General features: G+C 33.1%; 13 protein-coding genes. 2 read left to right on the top strand and 11 right to left on the bottom strand.

Annotation, left to right across the window (positions count from 1 at the left end):
- Positions 1-23: 23 nt before the first annotated feature.
- Both xerD and ACUTSE_RS12905 read right to left on the bottom strand, forming a co-directional pair.
- Positions 24-935, bottom strand: a complete 912-nt coding sequence (gene xerD, locus ACUTSE_RS12900) for a site-specific tyrosine recombinase XerD (RefSeq protein WP_445640510.1) — start codon at positions 933-935, stop codon at positions 24-26.
- Positions 936-1023: 88 nt separating this feature from the next.
- Entirely contained in the window at positions 1024-1665 is a 642-nt protein-coding gene (locus ACUTSE_RS12905) for an outer membrane beta-barrel protein (protein WP_445640511.1), read from the bottom strand.
- A gap of 329 nt (positions 1666-1994) precedes the next feature.
- On the opposite strand from ACUTSE_RS12905, the gene aroQ reads away from it, so the two are divergent.
- Both aroQ and ACUTSE_RS12915 read left to right on the top strand, forming a co-directional pair.
- The gene (aroQ, locus tag ACUTSE_RS12910) at positions 1995-2411 is read left to right on the top strand and encodes a type II 3-dehydroquinate dehydratase (RefSeq protein ID WP_445640512.1); all 417 of its coding nucleotides are present in this window, start codon (positions 1995-1997) and stop codon (positions 2409-2411) included.
- On the top strand, positions 2411-4891 hold the full coding sequence (locus ACUTSE_RS12915; protein WP_445640513.1) for a DUF5686 family protein: 2481 nt from the start codon (positions 2411-2413) through the stop codon (positions 4889-4891). Before aroQ ends, ACUTSE_RS12915 begins: the two co-directional genes overlap by 1 nt.
- Positions 4892-5046: 155 nt before the next feature.
- Here the strand turns inward: ACUTSE_RS12915 and ACUTSE_RS12920 are convergent, their stop codons facing one another.
- The 9 genes from ACUTSE_RS12920 to ACUTSE_RS12960 all read right to left on the bottom strand — a co-directional run bounded on the left by ACUTSE_RS12920 (position 5047) and on the right by ACUTSE_RS12960 (position 15644).
- Entirely contained in the window at positions 5047-6009 is a 963-nt protein-coding gene (locus ACUTSE_RS12920) for an ABC transporter ATP-binding protein (RefSeq protein WP_002990869.1), read from the bottom strand.
- Between the two features lie 182 nt (positions 6010-6191).
- On the bottom strand, positions 6192-7136 hold the full coding sequence (trxB, locus tag ACUTSE_RS12925; protein WP_445640514.1) for a thioredoxin-disulfide reductase: 945 nt from the start codon (positions 7134-7136) through the stop codon (positions 6192-6194).
- A gap of 293 nt (positions 7137-7429) precedes the next feature.
- Positions 7430-8707 carry a gliding motility-associated C-terminal domain-containing protein gene (locus ACUTSE_RS12930; protein WP_445640515.1) on the bottom strand — a complete coding sequence of 426 codons (1278 nt, stop codon included), beginning with the start codon at positions 8705-8707 and terminating at the stop codon, positions 7430-7432.
- Between the two features lie 132 nt (positions 8708-8839).
- Positions 8840-9961 (bottom strand): hypothetical protein, encoded by a 1122-nt coding sequence (locus tag ACUTSE_RS12935; RefSeq protein ID WP_445640516.1) that lies wholly within the window; start codon positions 9959-9961, stop codon positions 8840-8842.
- Between the two features lie 10 nt (positions 9962-9971).
- Positions 9972-11093: an AraC family transcriptional regulator gene (locus tag ACUTSE_RS12940; protein ID WP_445640517.1), complete on the bottom strand. Its 1122-nt coding sequence runs from the start codon at positions 11091-11093 to the stop codon at positions 9972-9974.
- A gap of 96 nt (positions 11094-11189) precedes the next feature.
- Positions 11190-11834, bottom strand: a complete 645-nt coding sequence (locus ACUTSE_RS12945; protein WP_445640518.1) for a helix-turn-helix domain-containing protein — start codon at positions 11832-11834, stop codon at positions 11190-11192.
- Between the two features lie 106 nt (positions 11835-11940).
- Positions 11941-13182 carry a hypothetical protein gene (locus tag ACUTSE_RS12950; RefSeq protein WP_445640519.1) on the bottom strand — a complete coding sequence of 414 codons (1242 nt, stop codon included), beginning with the start codon at positions 13180-13182 and terminating at the stop codon, positions 11941-11943.
- A gap of 537 nt (positions 13183-13719) precedes the next feature.
- Positions 13720-14361: a helix-turn-helix domain-containing protein gene (locus ACUTSE_RS12955; protein WP_445640520.1), complete on the bottom strand. Its 642-nt coding sequence runs from the start codon at positions 14359-14361 to the stop codon at positions 13720-13722.
- Between the two features lie 359 nt (positions 14362-14720).
- On the bottom strand, positions 14721-15644 hold the full coding sequence (locus tag ACUTSE_RS12960) for a PorP/SprF family type IX secretion system membrane protein (protein ID WP_445640521.1): 924 nt from the start codon (positions 15642-15644) through the stop codon (positions 14721-14723).
- Positions 15645-16459: the final 815 nt, after the last annotated feature.

Consider the following 16459-nt stretch of genomic DNA (forward strand, 5'->3'; position numbering starts at 1 on the left):
AACTCATAACCTTAACCCTCAACTTACTGCCTACTCCTAGGATGATACCTATCCATTACGCCTTTTAACTTCTCTCTACTAATATGCGTATAGATTTCTGTAGTTAAAATTGATTCATGTCCTAACATCAGTTGAATCATTCGAATATCCGCTCCATTTTCCAGCAAATACGTGGCAAAGGAATGCCTAAAACTATGTGGGCTGACATTCTTTTGAATATTGGCTTCTTGGGCAGCTTGCTTGACAATAGTAAAGATCATCGCTCTCGTTAGTCTTCCTCCTCTTCGATTTAAAAATACAATATCCGTATCTTCTTTTTTGACCTGCATATGATTTCTAATCGATTGCTTATACATTGTAATAAGTTCCATTGTATCTGGATCTATGGGAACAAATCGATGTTTGCTTCCCTTACCTATTACCCGAATAAAACCTTCCTCAAAGAACAAATCACTCAAGCGCAGGTTGACTAATTCGCTTACACGTAATCCACAGCTATACAATAGTTCCAACATCACCTTATTGCGATACCCTTCGTTTGTAGAAAGATCTAATGTTGCCAACATGGCGTCAATTTCCTCCATCGCTAAGACTTCTGGTAGTTTACGGCCTAGTTTGGGGATTTCTAACAGATCTGTAGGCGCTTTTTCAATTTGACCATCGACAAGTAAAAAAGTAAAAAAACTCTTTAACCCTGAGATAATTCGCGCTTGTGAAGTAGGTGCTAAAACCGTAGACAATTGATAAACAAATTCATTAACATGAGCTGGCGTAACGTTTTTCGGTGCTACCTCTATTTCACTATGGCTTAAAAACTGAACAAACTTCAGCAAATCCAATTCATAACTTTCGATTGAATTCTCTGCTAACCCCCGTTCTAATTTTAAATAATGGATATAAGATTGTAGGGTATTTTGCCAGATTTTAGTGCTCATTTTCTCTTGATTCGTTTCATTCAAAGATAAAAAAAAGAGCTTCAAAACTGAAGCTCTTTCTTGTATTCTATTATTTACCGTTCTGCGATTAGAATTTGTATACTAATCCGAATGTAGCGTTATCAAAGAAGTTATTGAAAACGTTTAAGTTAGCGTCTGTGTTAGAAATACTTCCTTCTTTAACTCCATCCACTTTTACATCATAATTGCTATAGCTAAATACATTACCTAAAGCAAAAGTAACAGCTAATTTCTCCGTAACGAAATAGTTGAATCCTAAATCAATTCCTGCAGCAATTCCTGTTTCTTTGTATTTAGCATCAGAAACTTTATTTTCTTGGTATCCTACTCCAACTTCAGCATACGTTTTGAAACGGTTCCCTAATTCTAAGAAGTAGTAACGAGCAAATGCACCAGCGAATAATGTTGTTCCAGTAACGTCATCTGCTAACACATCAGATTCTAAAAACCCTTTTCCAAATCCTAAAGAAGCTCCAACAGCTACTTTATCAGATAAGAAGTATCCAATCTTAGGATTAAATTTATAATGTGTCATTTTTTGTTTGTCACCAGAATCTGAATCTTTAACAACGCGGTCAGAAATTTGAAAACTTCCTTCAATCATGAAATTTCCTTCTTGGAAACCATACGTTGGTTTTTCTTTTTCTTGAGCGTTAGCTGTGAATCCAAAAGCAGCAACAGCTACTAACGATAGTACTAATTTTTTCATATTCATTAATTTTTTTCTATTAACTGAGTACGAAATTAAGGCATCCCGCCACAATAAGGCGTTTATTTAATAAAAATATAACATTAAAGAAACATTGTAAATTTAAAAAATTAACATGATATTGTAAATCAATCAGTTATTCCGTTGCGACAAATAGTTAATATTTAGTTAATTCAGGCAAAAATCTCTTTTATGAATCCTTAAAAAATTTAAGAGCCTCAAAATGAGAGGAAACTGAAATCCCCTCTTGATTAAATATTCGTCTTTCATTTGTTTAATCAACCTGAATATTAAATATCTTTGTTCTACTGTTCCACTAAATTGAAAGCATGAAAATTCTAATACTCAATGGGCCCAATCTAAATTTATTAGGTAAACGCGAGCCAACTATTTATGGAAACACGAGTTTTGAGGCTTATTTTGAGCAATTACAACGTGAGTTTCCCGCTGTTGAATTGGATTATTTTCAATCCAATATTGAAGGTGTATTAATTGATAAATTACACGAAGTTGGTTTTACCTATGCGGGTATTGTTTTTAATGCAGGCGCTTATACACATACTTCTATTGCTTTAGGAGATGCTATTGCGGCGATTGATACTCCTGTCATTGAAGTACATATTTCCAATACCCATGCCCGTGAAGAGTTTCGTCATACGTCTAAATTAGCGGCTCACTGCCAAGGAGTGATTCTTGGATTTGGTTTAAAAAGTTACACACTAGCCCTTCATGCTTTTCAGGATTAATGTATAAAAATGTAATACAACTTGTTTTATCTTCTGTTTCCCTTTTAGTCTTTCTATTAGGCAATTGGTGTTATGGACAAACTATTACGGGAAGAATAACCAATGAACAAGAGGCACCACTGGCGCAGTGTTTGGTTTTTATTCCTGGAACGGTTCACCAAACCCGTACAGATGAAGCTGGTTATTTTACAATTAATTGGGATTCTAAGCAGCCCATTTTTATTCAGAAAGAGGGCTATGAAAACGAGCGAATCAAATATAAGAACCAAACAGATTCTTTGATCATTCCGCTCACTCCACTAGATAAACGCAATATTTTATATACGGATCAACAGGATGTCTATGCTTCCTATTTGCTTTCATTGGTCTATGACCATTTCAAAGAACGAACCAACAACTATCAAGTATCCTATTATGCGAAAGGTGATTTACAACTCAATACCCAACGTTCTTCTTATTTAGGTCAAAAACGCAAGGATTTGGATCCTGCTTTGGATATTGATAGTGAGCAAGCAGGTAATTTCATTTACCTCAGCGAGATTAATTCTGACTTGGATTATCGCAATAAAATCATCAGTAAGGAAACAGTGCATGCCCTTCAGGAAAGTGGGAATGCGAAGGATTTATTATTCTTAACGGGAACCGATAATGATTTTAATATTTTTAGTTCAGAAACTTCCAAGCGAATCAATGTTGTTTCACCGCTACTTCCCTACGCGAATACGTATTATTTCTTTGATATTATTTCGGAAGATCAAGTTGGTGACGATACCATTTATCGCGTATATTTTACGCCCAAGCGCGATCGAGAGCCTATTATGGAAGGGTACATCGAATTTACAAGCAAGAATTGGCAGGTTTTGTCTTTCTATGCTAAAATGCAAGGGAATAACGTCAATGCAAAAAATATCAACAACTTACAGATTAAACAGACCTATACCTATTCTCCAACCTTGGATGCCCATGTAAAAGCAGCTCAAACGTTGGTTTTTGATGGTCGATTTATTGTTTTTGACTTCATCGGTAAATTTGAGAGTAGTTTTACGAATTACACGGAAAAACCCGCTCATTTAATGGAAAATAAGACCAATGAGTACTTGACTTTTACCGCCAATTACAACGCCAATGCGGAAGATAAACTAGCGGCTGTTCGTCCTTTTCACTTACTTGAAAGTGAAAAGAAATACTTTGATCAGAAGTCTATTTTCTTAACAGATAATACCAAAGTTATTTTGGATTCTATTGACAAGCGCACAAATAATTTTACGATTTTCAAATTAATTAAAGGCTACAAATACGTCAACTCGTACAAAAACAGCACTTATAGTTACCACGGTTTACTTTCAACCTTTGCTTTTAATGCGGTACAGGGATTTAATATCACCTCAGGGATTGATTATACCAAATTGCGTGCTGATAATGCGGCAACGTCTTACGGGGTAAATGTCAGCTATGGTTTTAGTGAGAATAAGTTTCGATTTTCTGGTTATGCTTCTCATGTTTTCAATCAACAAAATTATCGTACCCTTCGATTAGAAGCAGGTGAAGCGATTGAGCAATTTAATCAGGATGATCCGATTAAAAAACCCATCAACTCTTTTGCTTCTGCTTGGTTTGGAAAGAACTATGCGAAATATTTTCAAAAGAAATTCATCGCTTTGCATTACAGCCAGTATGCCTGGACTAATTTCAAATTTGATGGTCGATTAGAATATGCCTATCGAGATAATTTGTACAACAACATTCAAAACCCTCCGTTTGTACCCACGTTGGATTTTACCTCAAACAACCCGTTGAATCCTTCTGATTTTGATAGCCCAACCTTCAAACCGAATGGGGTTGCTAAACTTCACGTCAATGTACAAGTGGTATTTGATCAAAAGACCATTAGTTATCCCAATAAAAAACAGTATATACAACAATCGAAGTATCCTATTTTAGAGATTCACCTAGAAAAAGCACTGAATACAACGGACCGAAATTTCAGCTATACCTTTGGTTCTATTGCTACGAAATATCAGAATAATATTGGCAATATTGGAGAGTTGTATACCGGAATCTCCATTGGTCAGTTCTTTGAACAGAATCAGATTCCCTTTACGGATTACAAGCATTTCAATGGAAACCAAACCTTTATTGGTTCAACGCCTATTTACAATAAACAATTCAACTTACTGCCCTACTATTCCTATAGTACGAATAAGTCCTATGTTGAATTTCACTTAGAACACGATTTTCGTGGCTATCTATTAAATAAAATACCGCTTTTAAACAAGACGAGATATTCGTTTATTGTTGGATTTCACTTACTCCAAACACCAGATCAACCGACCTATAAGGAGTTTAGTATTGGTTTAAATAACTTTGGATTTAAGAAATTTAGGCCTTTCCGAATTGATTATTTCACCTCTTTTTCTGATAGAAAAACAAATCACGGCATTGTATTAGGGATAAAGGTTCTAGATTTAATTCAGAAATAATTTTGTTTTGGAGATAGGAACGAGATAATAAAACATAAAAGCGAAAGATAAAATCTTTCGCTTTTATGTTTTATATTTTCCGCTCTTATTCGATCAACTCAATCAACATAATCAAATTGCCCTTTTCTCCTCTCCAATTTCCCGTCTCTAATAAGCTATTGGTATTTTTTTAAGGCTAATTTCACTTTCGTTCCTGCTTGTACATCAACAGGGTGATTAAAATACAACGTTCTATTATTTTTAAAGTTTGCGCATACTAAGTAACCGTCTCCATTAAAATAGGCTTGTTGTACTTCAACTTCTAGTACTCCTTTCTGTTTAGAGATCATCAATTGATGTGGATAGATGAGCAATACTTCATCTTCTAAGGTATCTGGCGTAAAATCAGAAATATACAATTCATTAACTTCGCCAAATAGGGTTGCTACATATTTATCTGAAGGGTATTCATATAAATCTTGGGTATCGCCATAATCCACTACTCGACCTTCTTTGAGCACAATAGTTTCATCTGCAAAACTCAACACATCCATACTATCATGTGTAGCTACAATACAGGTGATATTATTTTCTTTTAAATATGCAAAAATCTTACGACGTAACACACTTCTTCTCGCGTAATCAATATGGCTAAAAGGTTCATCTAACAGCAATACTTCAGGAGCTACTGCAAGGGCTCTAGCAATTGCCACACGTTGTTGTTGACCACCACTTAAAAGTTTCACTTTTACATCGGCAAATGCTGTCATTTCGATTAACTCTAATAATTCAGCAATTTTTGCTTTCTTTTTTTCTAAGTTAAAATTCGAAAGATACTTTCCAATATTCTCTGCTACACTAGTGTGTGGCATTAGGTCAAAATCTTGAGCTAGGTAGCGCATATTGTCCATACCTGGTACAAGATTATAGGCTGGTCCTAATACTTGGTTATCTTTCCAGAATATTTCCCCTTGATCTAAATCGTGTAATCCGTAGATTAGTTTTAACAATGTACTTTTTCCACATCCACTTTCACCTAGCAAGGCTACGTGTTTTCCTTTTTCAATAACTAAATCAATGGCGTCTATAACGGTATAATTGGCGGTATAACTAAACGAAATATTTTTTAATAAAAGCATGTCGAGATTTTAAAGTACAAAGATAAAAATATCTTAGGATGGACTCTATAAAATTCTAATAAAGGCATAAAAATAATAACATAAAAAAAGGGATAAGACGCAACAGCCTTATCCCTAATTTATTATATAACTTATATAGTAGAAGAAAAACGCTTTTGGTATATTTCCTCTTGTATTTATTCTTATTCTTGAGAAGCTAAATAACGTTCAGCATCTAAAGCAGCAATACATCCAGATCCTGCAGCTGTAATTGCTTGTCTGTAGTCTTTATCTTGTACATCTCCACAAGCAAAAACTCCTTCAATATTAGTTGCACTCGTTTTACCTGTTGTAATTAAATACCCTGTTTCATCCATTGTCAATTGACCTTTGAAGATATCTGTATTGGGTTTATGTCCAATTGCAACGAAGAATCCAGTAGCTGGGATGTCTGATTCTACTCCAGTTTCATTGTTTTTCACTTTGATTCCCGTTACTACATTCCCATCTCCTAATACCTCAACTGTACTTGTATTCATTAAGATTTCGATATTTTCTGTGTTGCGTACGCGATCTTCCATAATTTTAGATGCTCTAAAGTTATCACTGCGTACCAACATCGTTACTTTCTTACAAAGTTTCGATAAGTAATGTGCTTCTTCACAAGCAGAGTCACCTGCTCCTACGATTACAACCTCTTGGTTTCTGTAGAAGAAACCATCACAAACTGCACAAGCAGAAACTCCCCCACCTAGGTTTAGGTAGTGTTGTTCAGATGGCAATCCTAAGTATTTTGCAGTTGCTCCAGTAGAAATAATTACAGTATCTGCGTGTACTTCTGTTGTTTCATTTACCCAAACTTTTTTAACAGCACCGCTTAAATCAACCTTTGTTACCCATCCATCTCTCACATCTGTTCCAAAGCGTTTAGCTTGAGCTTCTAATTGTAGCATCATTTCAGGTCCTGTTACACCTTCTGGATATCCAGGGAAATTCTCCACATCATTCGTTGTTGTTAATTGCCCTCCTGGTTGTAATCCTTGGTATAAAATAGGTGCCATATTAGCTCTTGCGGCATAAATTGCAGCGGTATATCCTGCAGGTCCTGATCCAATAATTAAACACTTTGTTCTTTCTATCGTTGACATAATACTCTTTTTAATAATTGTAGAAACAAAAATACCCTTTTTCCGTGCTTTTCAAAGTACTTTTATAAAGAAATAACTTATTTAAGCATAAAGAAAGTCTATGAAAGCAGTCATTGGTCCTTTGTTTTTCTGGAGAGAAACCATCTCTTTTACGCGTTGACAAGATGCAATGCGAATTTTTCTCTGTCCAGCCACTAGATACAGTTTAGTCCTACCAGTTTTATTATTAAAAAAAGGCGCCCCTAAAGGACGCCCTAGCAATTTTTATTTTTAATCCACCTATATAGCTTCTTTTACTTACTGTCTAGGTGAAGATATCCTGTTTTTTTAACGGTATAACTCGTATTCTTCGTTTCTTTTTTATAGGTTATTAAATAGTAATACGTTCCTGCAGGTAATTTTCCTCCTCGTGTTTGACGACCTCTAAACACATTGTCCTGGCTATCATAATTCTTCGTTTCATATACCTTTGCTCCCCATCGATTGAATATTTGAACCGAATTCTGAGGGTATAGATTGATATTTTTAATGATAAAATAATCATTCAGATCTCCTCCATTTGCGTTGACATAATTGTACATAATCACATCATCATCTCCTGGCTGATTTTCTTGCACACTCGCCAAAGTAAAATAGCCAAAATTCGAGATGTTTGCAGGAGTTGTGATTGTTTTGTTTGCCATATCCACAATACCCCCTAAATCTTCCCATTGCTTTTGAGCTGAATTCCAATGTACAATATGTAAGTCTTGTTCTGGATTTTCTAGCACCTCTGGCAACGTTGTGTTCTCATCCCAACTCAGGGTCAACATGAAACTAGTTTGACTATTTTTAGCTTTTTCAAGCTTCCAATACTCTTGTGTATTCACTTGTTTAATTTCTGGCACGTGTGCTTGATGTGCTTCAAAGAATGATGAATCTTGATATATATAGTTAGATAGTACAACATCTTTGTTATTTTTAGGTGCACTTATACTCGCTGGTCGATAGTGTTCCTTATTGCCAATAGGGAAAATAAAGGGATCTGCTCCAACTTTTTCTACCATCCCATCCACAAAACTCGTAGTATTGCTGTTTTTATGTTTTGATTTTGGCATAAAACTAACTAATCCTGCAGGTTGTTTCGTTGTTGAATTAACTAAAGAATCTACCTTAATTATTCCATCTTTAAAATCCACTTCTCCCCAAATATCTAGGTTTGCCTTCAGATCAAAGTAGTTTTTATGTTGCTGCATGTCAAAGGTAACCTTATGAAGGTCTACGGCCTTATTACCAGCAATAATGGTATTTTGTTGTTTTTTACTCACGAATTGTACTTCACCCGTATCTAATTTTTTGGTGTAGGTAAAACTCCCGTCATTAGTAAAATTACCAAAATAATAGGTTACTCCATCATTAACGAGTTGTCCTTGTCTTTGATTGGTGAAGTCAGCATACGAACTCATAATAGTTTTACTCTTCACTTGTAATATTCCATTATTATAAAAAACATTATTTTGGGACTTTCCTACGCTTGTACTGAGTAATACACTAAGAAGTATCAAACGAGGTAAACGATTTTTTTTCATCATGGTTTTATAAATTGCTCTTACTTTTTTTGATTGACAACAAACAAAAAGGCTAAGAAAATGATCACTTGTATTTCAATTGATTCAAAGCCTTTTTCGGCTTTCTATTCGTTTTTATCACGTACTAAAACTTGATTATTTATGCTTTGTTCTACAAACTGCATCTTCCGTTCTTTTGAAGCTTTCGTAACTTCTAAAGCCACTTATGAGTATAAGATCTGCTTCTGTATGCGGTTCTGGATTTGGCATTGCTTTTAATCTGAGGTATTCATTATATCTACACTGGTTGATGTATTGAGAAAAATTCTTCTTGTACGTTGCATTGATAAACTGAGATAAATAGCTCCTATTTGTCATTAAATCACTTAATAGATCTGTAATTTTAAGTTGTGGGTTTAAAAATGGTTTAGTCTCTTGTATATACTTTTCAAATTTTTGTTTGTCGATGGCTAATTCTTTGATTTTTTTGCATTCATCGTGATTTACTTTCTCCTCCTCTTCCAGAATATCTTCTGTTATCTGAACAAAGTTTTCACAGAACAAATTATAGCAGAGACTAATATTAAAAAACATAAATAAAAAATTGGGAATTAGCTGTCCAACGATGAGATTACTTTGAATTTGAGGAAATAGATATAGTACAATCGAGCCTGGAAATAGCAGAAATCCAATAATAAAAATAGGATAAAGCCAAAAAAGAGAATCCCGTTCTTCATCAGAAGAATAATCGGCAATATTCTTTCGGTATTTCAATAAGCGATATAAGGATAATAACAAGTAAATTAAATTAAAAACAGTCGCTGTAATGCTATCCTCATTTAGCAATAAAAAGGAAAAAACACGTTTATTTAAGTAAAGGTTCTCCATACGCAATTCAAATCCCGTTGCATGGTAAAAATAAAAAGCAACGCTCAAGGATAGACTTATTGCATAATGGATATACTTAAAATGTTCTTCTTTTTTCAATCTTGTTAAGATAAAAATCAGATGATAAAACAACGTAGGCATTAGCAAAGCAGTTAAGAAATTAACTCCTTTAAAACAGGGTAGGTCAAAAAAATGAAATACCTCAAAAAAAGTGGTGCTGTAAAAAAAGATACAGATAATATAGAATAACAACAAAACAATCGTTGTTTTTTTCACTAAGGGTTCTGTTGTATTTTCCACCAATTTAAGTGCCAATAGCGCAAAGCAAAAAAGAGCTGAAAATATTGAAGACGAGAAAGAAACTCCTAAAAAAAGATATTCGTAATCCATACTAAGTAAATTAATGCTGTTGGCGTTTTTCTGCACTATGTACAGCTCGTAAATAATGTCGATAATCTGAGAATCCGGCCTGAACGACTAACTCTTCCATATTATTTTCTTTGCTTGTTGCTTGTAGGTGTTCTACTTCTTTCAATCGCCAACAATTAATAAACTGACTGACATTGCAATTGTAGGTTACATTGATAAACTTAGAAACATAGGTTCTGTTTACTCCAAAATGACTAACTAGCGTATCTAGGCGAAAATCTTTCTTGATATAAGGTTTATCCTTGGTAAAATAATTTACAATATCGCTTTGGGTTAATAGGTTTTCTGTTCGTGTATTTGAATTGATAAAGGTTGCTTCCAATACATCATTCGCTAGAGTTCCCATTTGATCTACAGCTACAATTTGTCCAGAAGATAGTAAGACATTGGTTTTATATGCAATTGGAATTTTCACTCGATTCTTTTCTAACAACATATTAAATGTCAATATGATATGTTGAAAAGAAAGAACAAAAACGGTTATTGCTTGTACGATAACACTATAGCTTTTCAAACTAAATAGCAGTGTGAATATGGATTTCAATACCAAAATCAAATGAATCCAATTCAATCTTTTGATTTGAATTTTTCGTTTATTTTTTGCTTGATGGTATCGGTATACTCTCCTCCAGCACAATAGCGTGTAAACTCCTGTATTTAAGGTTATATAAATACTTAAATATTGAATACAAAACGTTTGAACGTCCAACTCCTGATATCCTTTGGCTTGAAATAGGGCGTAAATAAAAGCGTATGACAAAACAAATACGACAAAAATCATTTGGTACTGCAAATAATTAAACTTCTTTTTTACGGGAATGATATAACAGATAAAATGATAAAAGCACACTTGAGACAAGGTGATTAACAACGATAATACGGGCAGCAAAAAAATGCGACTACCCAATAACTTTTGCGTAAGATTATCGGTAATCCACAGTGCAATTAGCGCCAAGTAATATCCGCCTAATGTCTTTAAAATTGGTATTTCTGTAACAGAAAGGTTTTTGTAAAAAACAACCATTAGAATAATTCCACATGTCATAGATGAAATCATAGGAATGGAAATTAAAATGTACTTTAATAATTCCATAGTTTTTACTGTTCTTATTTTATAACGTTTTACTTAATGAAACTAGCATTAACTCTAGCAAAAACACTTCTATCCTCTTTCTATACCACTACCAGATTAACAAGGCAAATACTTCATCCATTGAAAAATTTCAAGGATTTCTTGTTCCTTTATCACTGTAACTTCTTCTGTCTCTTTTTGTAAGTAAAGTACTTTTTCACGCTGATTTACTTCTACTATTTTATAGCATTGGAAACCTTTACCTGCTAACAAAAGCACATAAGTTTTCGCTATTTCAATAGCAGTAAAATCAACTTTTTTACAAAATGCATAAACTAAGTGTGATTCTTTATATTCTTGTATTGTCGCATACAGCTGAATAATAATATCAAAACAGACCTGTTTAGGGTAGTAAATTTGTTTGAGTTTTTGTTGTTTCCCCTCTATACTCAAATAGTATTCCAAATAATCATCGATATAAATAATTGGTAGCTTGATATAGCTTTTTTCTATGGTTTTATTGGGATAATTCGCTAGAAATAATTCATTTAAATCTATATCATATTGATTACATACGTGGATTAATTTGGTATAACACAACGTATTCCTTTTTTTCCAAGAAGAAATTGTATTGGGTTTTACGTTGAAAATAGCCGCTAACTCTTTGGCTGATTTCACTCCTAACACTACTTTTAACTTGGTTAAGATTTCTTTTGAAGAATGAATTGTCCGAGGGGCTTGTAAAAAATTGCTGTTCATCATAGTTCTATATCATTACACTTTCGCCTTTTTATTAACAGTAACCTATTGAATTTTAAGTATGATAAATTATTCAGGTGAGTTTGCCCCACCTGAATAAGATAAATAACTAATTAGCAGTAAATTCTAAGATTACTTCATATTCGCCATCAGTTACCGGCGTATACATTTTTCCATTTCCTAAATTGAACTCTACTTTTCGATTAGCCGATTGGATCACGACATCTGTCACAGCACTTGTAATCAAGGTTGTTCCTTTAAATACTTGAATGTTTAAAATACGATCTAGAGTGGTTACACCTTCAGGTAAATTTGTGCCAAAAGCTACACCATTTGTTTTTGCACCTGTAATAGTACTTGTCGTTTTATAGATAAATACAGCTTTCTCATCTACCGTATTTCCTGTCTTAATTACTTTACCCGTTACAATTTTGTTTCCTACTTCTTCCTTAATAATTTGAGTATTTTCAATAATTGAGTTAATTACAGTTTCTGTTAAATCAATCACTACTTTCTCATCTGTTTCAGGATCCACATAGTACACACTATTTGCTGGAACATTTCCAATAGCTTCCTTCGTGAAATAAACATTTCCACCTTTATTTAAAATGTTAGTGATTTCATTTTTGATATTCTCATTGTTTTCAATGATGTTCGTTACATCCGCTGTAAGGTTTAAATAATCAATTCGATTATCCTCTCCTAAATACTGATAGAATACTTCTCCTTTTTTTGCCGTAGAAAAATCAGGAAGCTCATTTGTTTCAACAAAAGTTGGTGTTTGACCATCCGCTGTAACTTCTGCTTTTTTGAAAAACGTACGTGTTTCAAATTCTTGAACACTTGCTTGTAATTGCACTTCAGTACGTATATAGCCATCCGTCGTTGCATCATAGCTAATACTGTAGATTTTACTGTCTGTAGGATCAATAACAAGGGCAGCTTGACTCAAGTCTTTATCACTACTTTTTGGATTCGTTGGAACTAAAACATCTACTACTCTTTTAATTTCACCTAAATCACTCCCATTCCCATTAATAATGGTATTAATCGAAATTTCTAAGTTCTCTTGATCAATAATTTGATTCCATTTTTCTCCTTTCCAGAAATAAAATCCTGTAGGTAAATTCGCCCCAACATTGTATACCAGTAAACTTTCTATTTTAGTTCCCTCAATAGGAGAAAACTCTTCTACAGCAGTTAACTTAACTCTTGGGATTAAAATCCCTTTATCCGCTGCTTCTACATCTAACATTGTTGAATTTGCTGGTGTTGGTGTACCAATACCTACCTGTGCTTTTGTTGCAAAACTGGTGCCTAATAAAAAGGCGAAAAAGATAATTCTCTTCATATATTAAAATTTCTGTTTTTGTTCTATTCATTTTCTGAGGCAAAGAAATCACCACTATTCAAAAAAAATTAACAAAAGTGTAAAAACATCAAAGTAAATTTGAATATATCTTTTTGCTTTTTGTAAAAACATCATTATTCCACAACAAAAAACCAAATAAACCATTCATTTACAACAAAATAGAAACTTATAGTCCTTCTATTTTTTTCACTTTAAATCGCTATAATCAAGCAAGAGAAATGCATTTTTTTTAAAAAAATGGACAATGAAATCGTAAAAAAATGGACTTGTAACCTATTTTTCTTTTTTTATGAAACAAACCTTTACCATAGCCACAACATCAATAGACTTAAGGTGAAACTATCGCTTTATAACAACAAGAAAAGAAGTAAAAAGGACCGTAGGTATCTATACTTTAGCTTCTCTCTCTTTTAATCAATACACTATCCCCATCTTTTTCTTCTTTTATTTTAGAATACAATTATATGATTTGGTGTATAAGCAAAAAAAAAGAAGAACAATGTTCTTCTTTTTACTTTAACAAGGCATGCTATTCATGCATTGAAAACATTCAGTTATTTCTTTTGTGTTTAACCACATTTTTTCATTCATATCTCGGCATAATTGTAGCCTTTGTCCCTCAATATCATAAGCAATAACACTATATTTCTGAAAACCTTTATTTTTAACTAAAAGGATATAGTCTTCACCTACTACTAGACTAGATACGTCTACCTTCTTACAAAACACATACATTAATTCTGCTTGCATACGTTCTACCGAATTGATATACATCTGAATCACAATATCAAAATTGACATTTTTAGGTAAGTATATGTGCTTCATTTTCTTTTGTTTCACGTGTGAATTCAAATAATACTCTAGATAATCATCCAGGTAAATAATGGGCACTTGCGCATAACTTTTATTGATGGCAATATTTTGATACGCCGTATAAAACAATTCATTGAGATCAATTTCATGTTTATTACAGATTTCAATTACCTTGGCATAACATAACGTATTTCTCTTTTTCCAAGAAGAAATTGTATTGGGTTTCAAATTAAAGATGTGAGCTAATTCTTTAGCTGATCGCACCCCTAATAAAATTTTTAATCTAGTTAAGACTTCAGTCGAAGAGATAATTCCTTCTCTTTTTTGTATAATTTCTTCCTTCATAGTATACTGTAGATTTAAAGGTGGTAGGCAAACACAAGATGCATTACTGATATTTTTAAAATACTTCTGTATACCGTGTATGGTATACACGCAACATTATTCTTGTATTTCGTTCAAAACAGAACCTAACTTTCCATTGTGATTTTAAACACTTGCTTAGCGTTATTTCGTATGCTTTTTGTTTTGTTATTTAATCTTACGTTTATGCGTAAATACTAAAGCCAATCAAGCATATCTTTTTTATTATCTTCTAAACCGTATAGCTTTTTTCACTTCATGAAAATGATTCCGTTTACCTTCTTCTTTTATCTGTTTACTCCCCCTTCTTTATCTACTTCCTACTATTGTAAATTTCTACCTTAAAAGAATCTATTTTTTCTTTTCGATTTAAAACTTCCCATCCAATCGAAACGCATAAAAATTTCATGCGTCCCTGCATTATATTGATTTAGTTTTGTGGTATCAAAATCATACGCATAACCCAGAAACCAATTTTCATCAATTTGAAAACCAGTCAAAGCACTGATACCAGCATTCCAACGATAGGCCGTTCCAATTGTAAATTTCTCTTGAAATAAAAAATTTGCAGTGAGATCTACTGAAGGTTTACCACTTCCTATTTTAGATAAAAAAGCAGGCTTAAGCAACCAATCAGAACCTAAATCAAAAACATATCCTCCCATCAGATAAAATAGAGGTTGTTGACGCATTGTTCTTCTTTTTATATCATCATAATAGTCTACTTTAAATATTTTTGGTACAGACAAACCTAAATAGGCTTCATCAGAATACAAATAAGCTCCGGCTCCGATATTGGGGCTAAACTTATTTTTCACATCTTCATAAGCAAATGGCATTGTTTGATCGTAAATATTCAATTTAGAGTACGACATACTCAATAGATTCGCTGTTCCTTTTAATCCCAAGGCTAATTTATACTGTGCATCGACATCAAGAGTATACGCCAAATCAAAAGAAATACTATTCTCGTCTAATGCTCCAATGTGATCGTTGACAAAATTGACACCTAATCCTAATTTTGGATTATTTAATGGTGTAGTAAAACCAACATTTGCCGTTTTAGGTGCACCATCAATTCCTACCCATTGATTTCGATATAAACCGAAAAAACTCATGGATTCTTTACTCGCAGCATACGCTGGGTTTATGATGGTTGGATTGTACATATATTGTGTATATACAGGATTTTGTTGGGCATGTAGCGACGAACAAACACTTAAAGTCAAAAGACTTATGCTTGTTTTTATTACTTGTTTTTTCACGGGTTTTATATTAACTGATTTTTATACACAATAGGTGTCACAGCTGATATTTTTGACAAACAAGCTTTATAAACCAATACGTTCTCTGGCTCCTCCTTTACTTGTACAATCATTCAACTGCGTCTTTGAAATCATATTTCCCTATTCATCTGTTGATTTCTTATTTTAAATAAAAAAGAAGTTTGCCCATAAATGGGCAATACTTCTTGGAAACAACAGATTAACTTTTTTATTCATTCCTAGTTTTATTCAGCAATTCTCCTGATTATAACAACATAAACAATGACAAGCTGCTGATTTTTCAATGTATTGATATCCTATCACTACATCGTTAGTCCTTCAGTTTTTCACTTCGAAAACAGGAGAACAATCCGCTAAACAACTAGAAATAATCTTGTAAATAGGTTATACTTTTTCCTTTTTCACTGAACAAAATTCAAAAAACAGCAAAAAATTTCAACACTAAAGTGTAAATAAAAAAAGGTGATACTAGCAAATTAGTAAACAGTCAAACCAATTGATCAATTCGCTTAAAATTACAGTAGTGTTTTGTTTACCGACTCCCTCCATTCATTCAAAACAAACAAGTTATTTTTAAAAAAAGTAGAACAATTATTTAAAATTCACCTACAATTTACCTTCTTATTCTTTGTCAATTATCAAACACCTACATCCTCAAAGTAATACGAGTACTTAAAAAAATAAAATATTTTTACCATTTAAACACCACACTACTGTTCATTTTTATTCATTTACTATACTGTTACCAACAGCTCATAGCACCTTTTATCTATACAAATCAATTATTAATTTCA

Source organism: Myroides sp. TSA_177.3, assembly GCF_052691955.1.

What these genes read in the sequence shown, in the direction of transcription:
- xerD (WP_445640510.1), bottom strand. Translation starts at nt 935, where the DNA reads ATGAGCACTAAAATCTGGCAAAATACCCTACAATCTTATATCCATTAT.
- ACUTSE_RS12940 (WP_445640517.1), bottom strand. Translation starts at nt 11,093, where the DNA reads ATGGAATTATTAAAGTACATTTTAATTTCCATTCCTATGATTTCATCT.
- ACUTSE_RS12915 (WP_445640513.1), top strand. Translation starts at nt 2,411, where the DNA reads ATGTATAAAAATGTAATACAACTTGTTTTATCTTCTGTTTCCCTTTTA.
- ACUTSE_RS12945 (WP_445640518.1), bottom strand. Translation starts at nt 11,834, where the DNA reads ATGATGAACAGCAATTTTTTACAAGCCCCTCGGACAATTCATTCTTCA.
- aroQ (WP_445640512.1), top strand. Translation starts at nt 1,995, where the DNA reads ATGAAAATTCTAATACTCAATGGGCCCAATCTAAATTTATTAGGTAAA.
- ACUTSE_RS12955 (WP_445640520.1), bottom strand. Translation starts at nt 14,361, where the DNA reads ATGAAGGAAGAAATTATACAAAAAAGAGAAGGAATTATCTCTTCGACT.
- ACUTSE_RS12920 (WP_002990869.1), bottom strand. Translation starts at nt 6,009, where the DNA reads ATGCTTTTATTAAAAAATATTTCGTTTAGTTATACCGCCAATTATACC.
- trxB (WP_445640514.1), bottom strand. Translation starts at nt 7,136, where the DNA reads ATGTCAACGATAGAAAGAACAAAGTGTTTAATTATTGGATCAGGACCT.
- ACUTSE_RS12930 (WP_445640515.1), bottom strand. Translation starts at nt 8,707, where the DNA reads ATGATGAAAAAAAATCGTTTACCTCGTTTGATACTTCTTAGTGTATTA.
- ACUTSE_RS12905 (WP_445640511.1), bottom strand. Translation starts at nt 1,665, where the DNA reads ATGAAAAAATTAGTACTATCGTTAGTAGCTGTTGCTGCTTTTGGATTC.
- ACUTSE_RS12935 (WP_445640516.1), bottom strand. Translation starts at nt 9,961, where the DNA reads ATGGATTACGAATATCTTTTTTTAGGAGTTTCTTTCTCGTCTTCAATA.
- ACUTSE_RS12950 (WP_445640519.1), bottom strand. Translation starts at nt 13,182, where the DNA reads ATGAAGAGAATTATCTTTTTCGCCTTTTTATTAGGCACCAGTTTTGCA.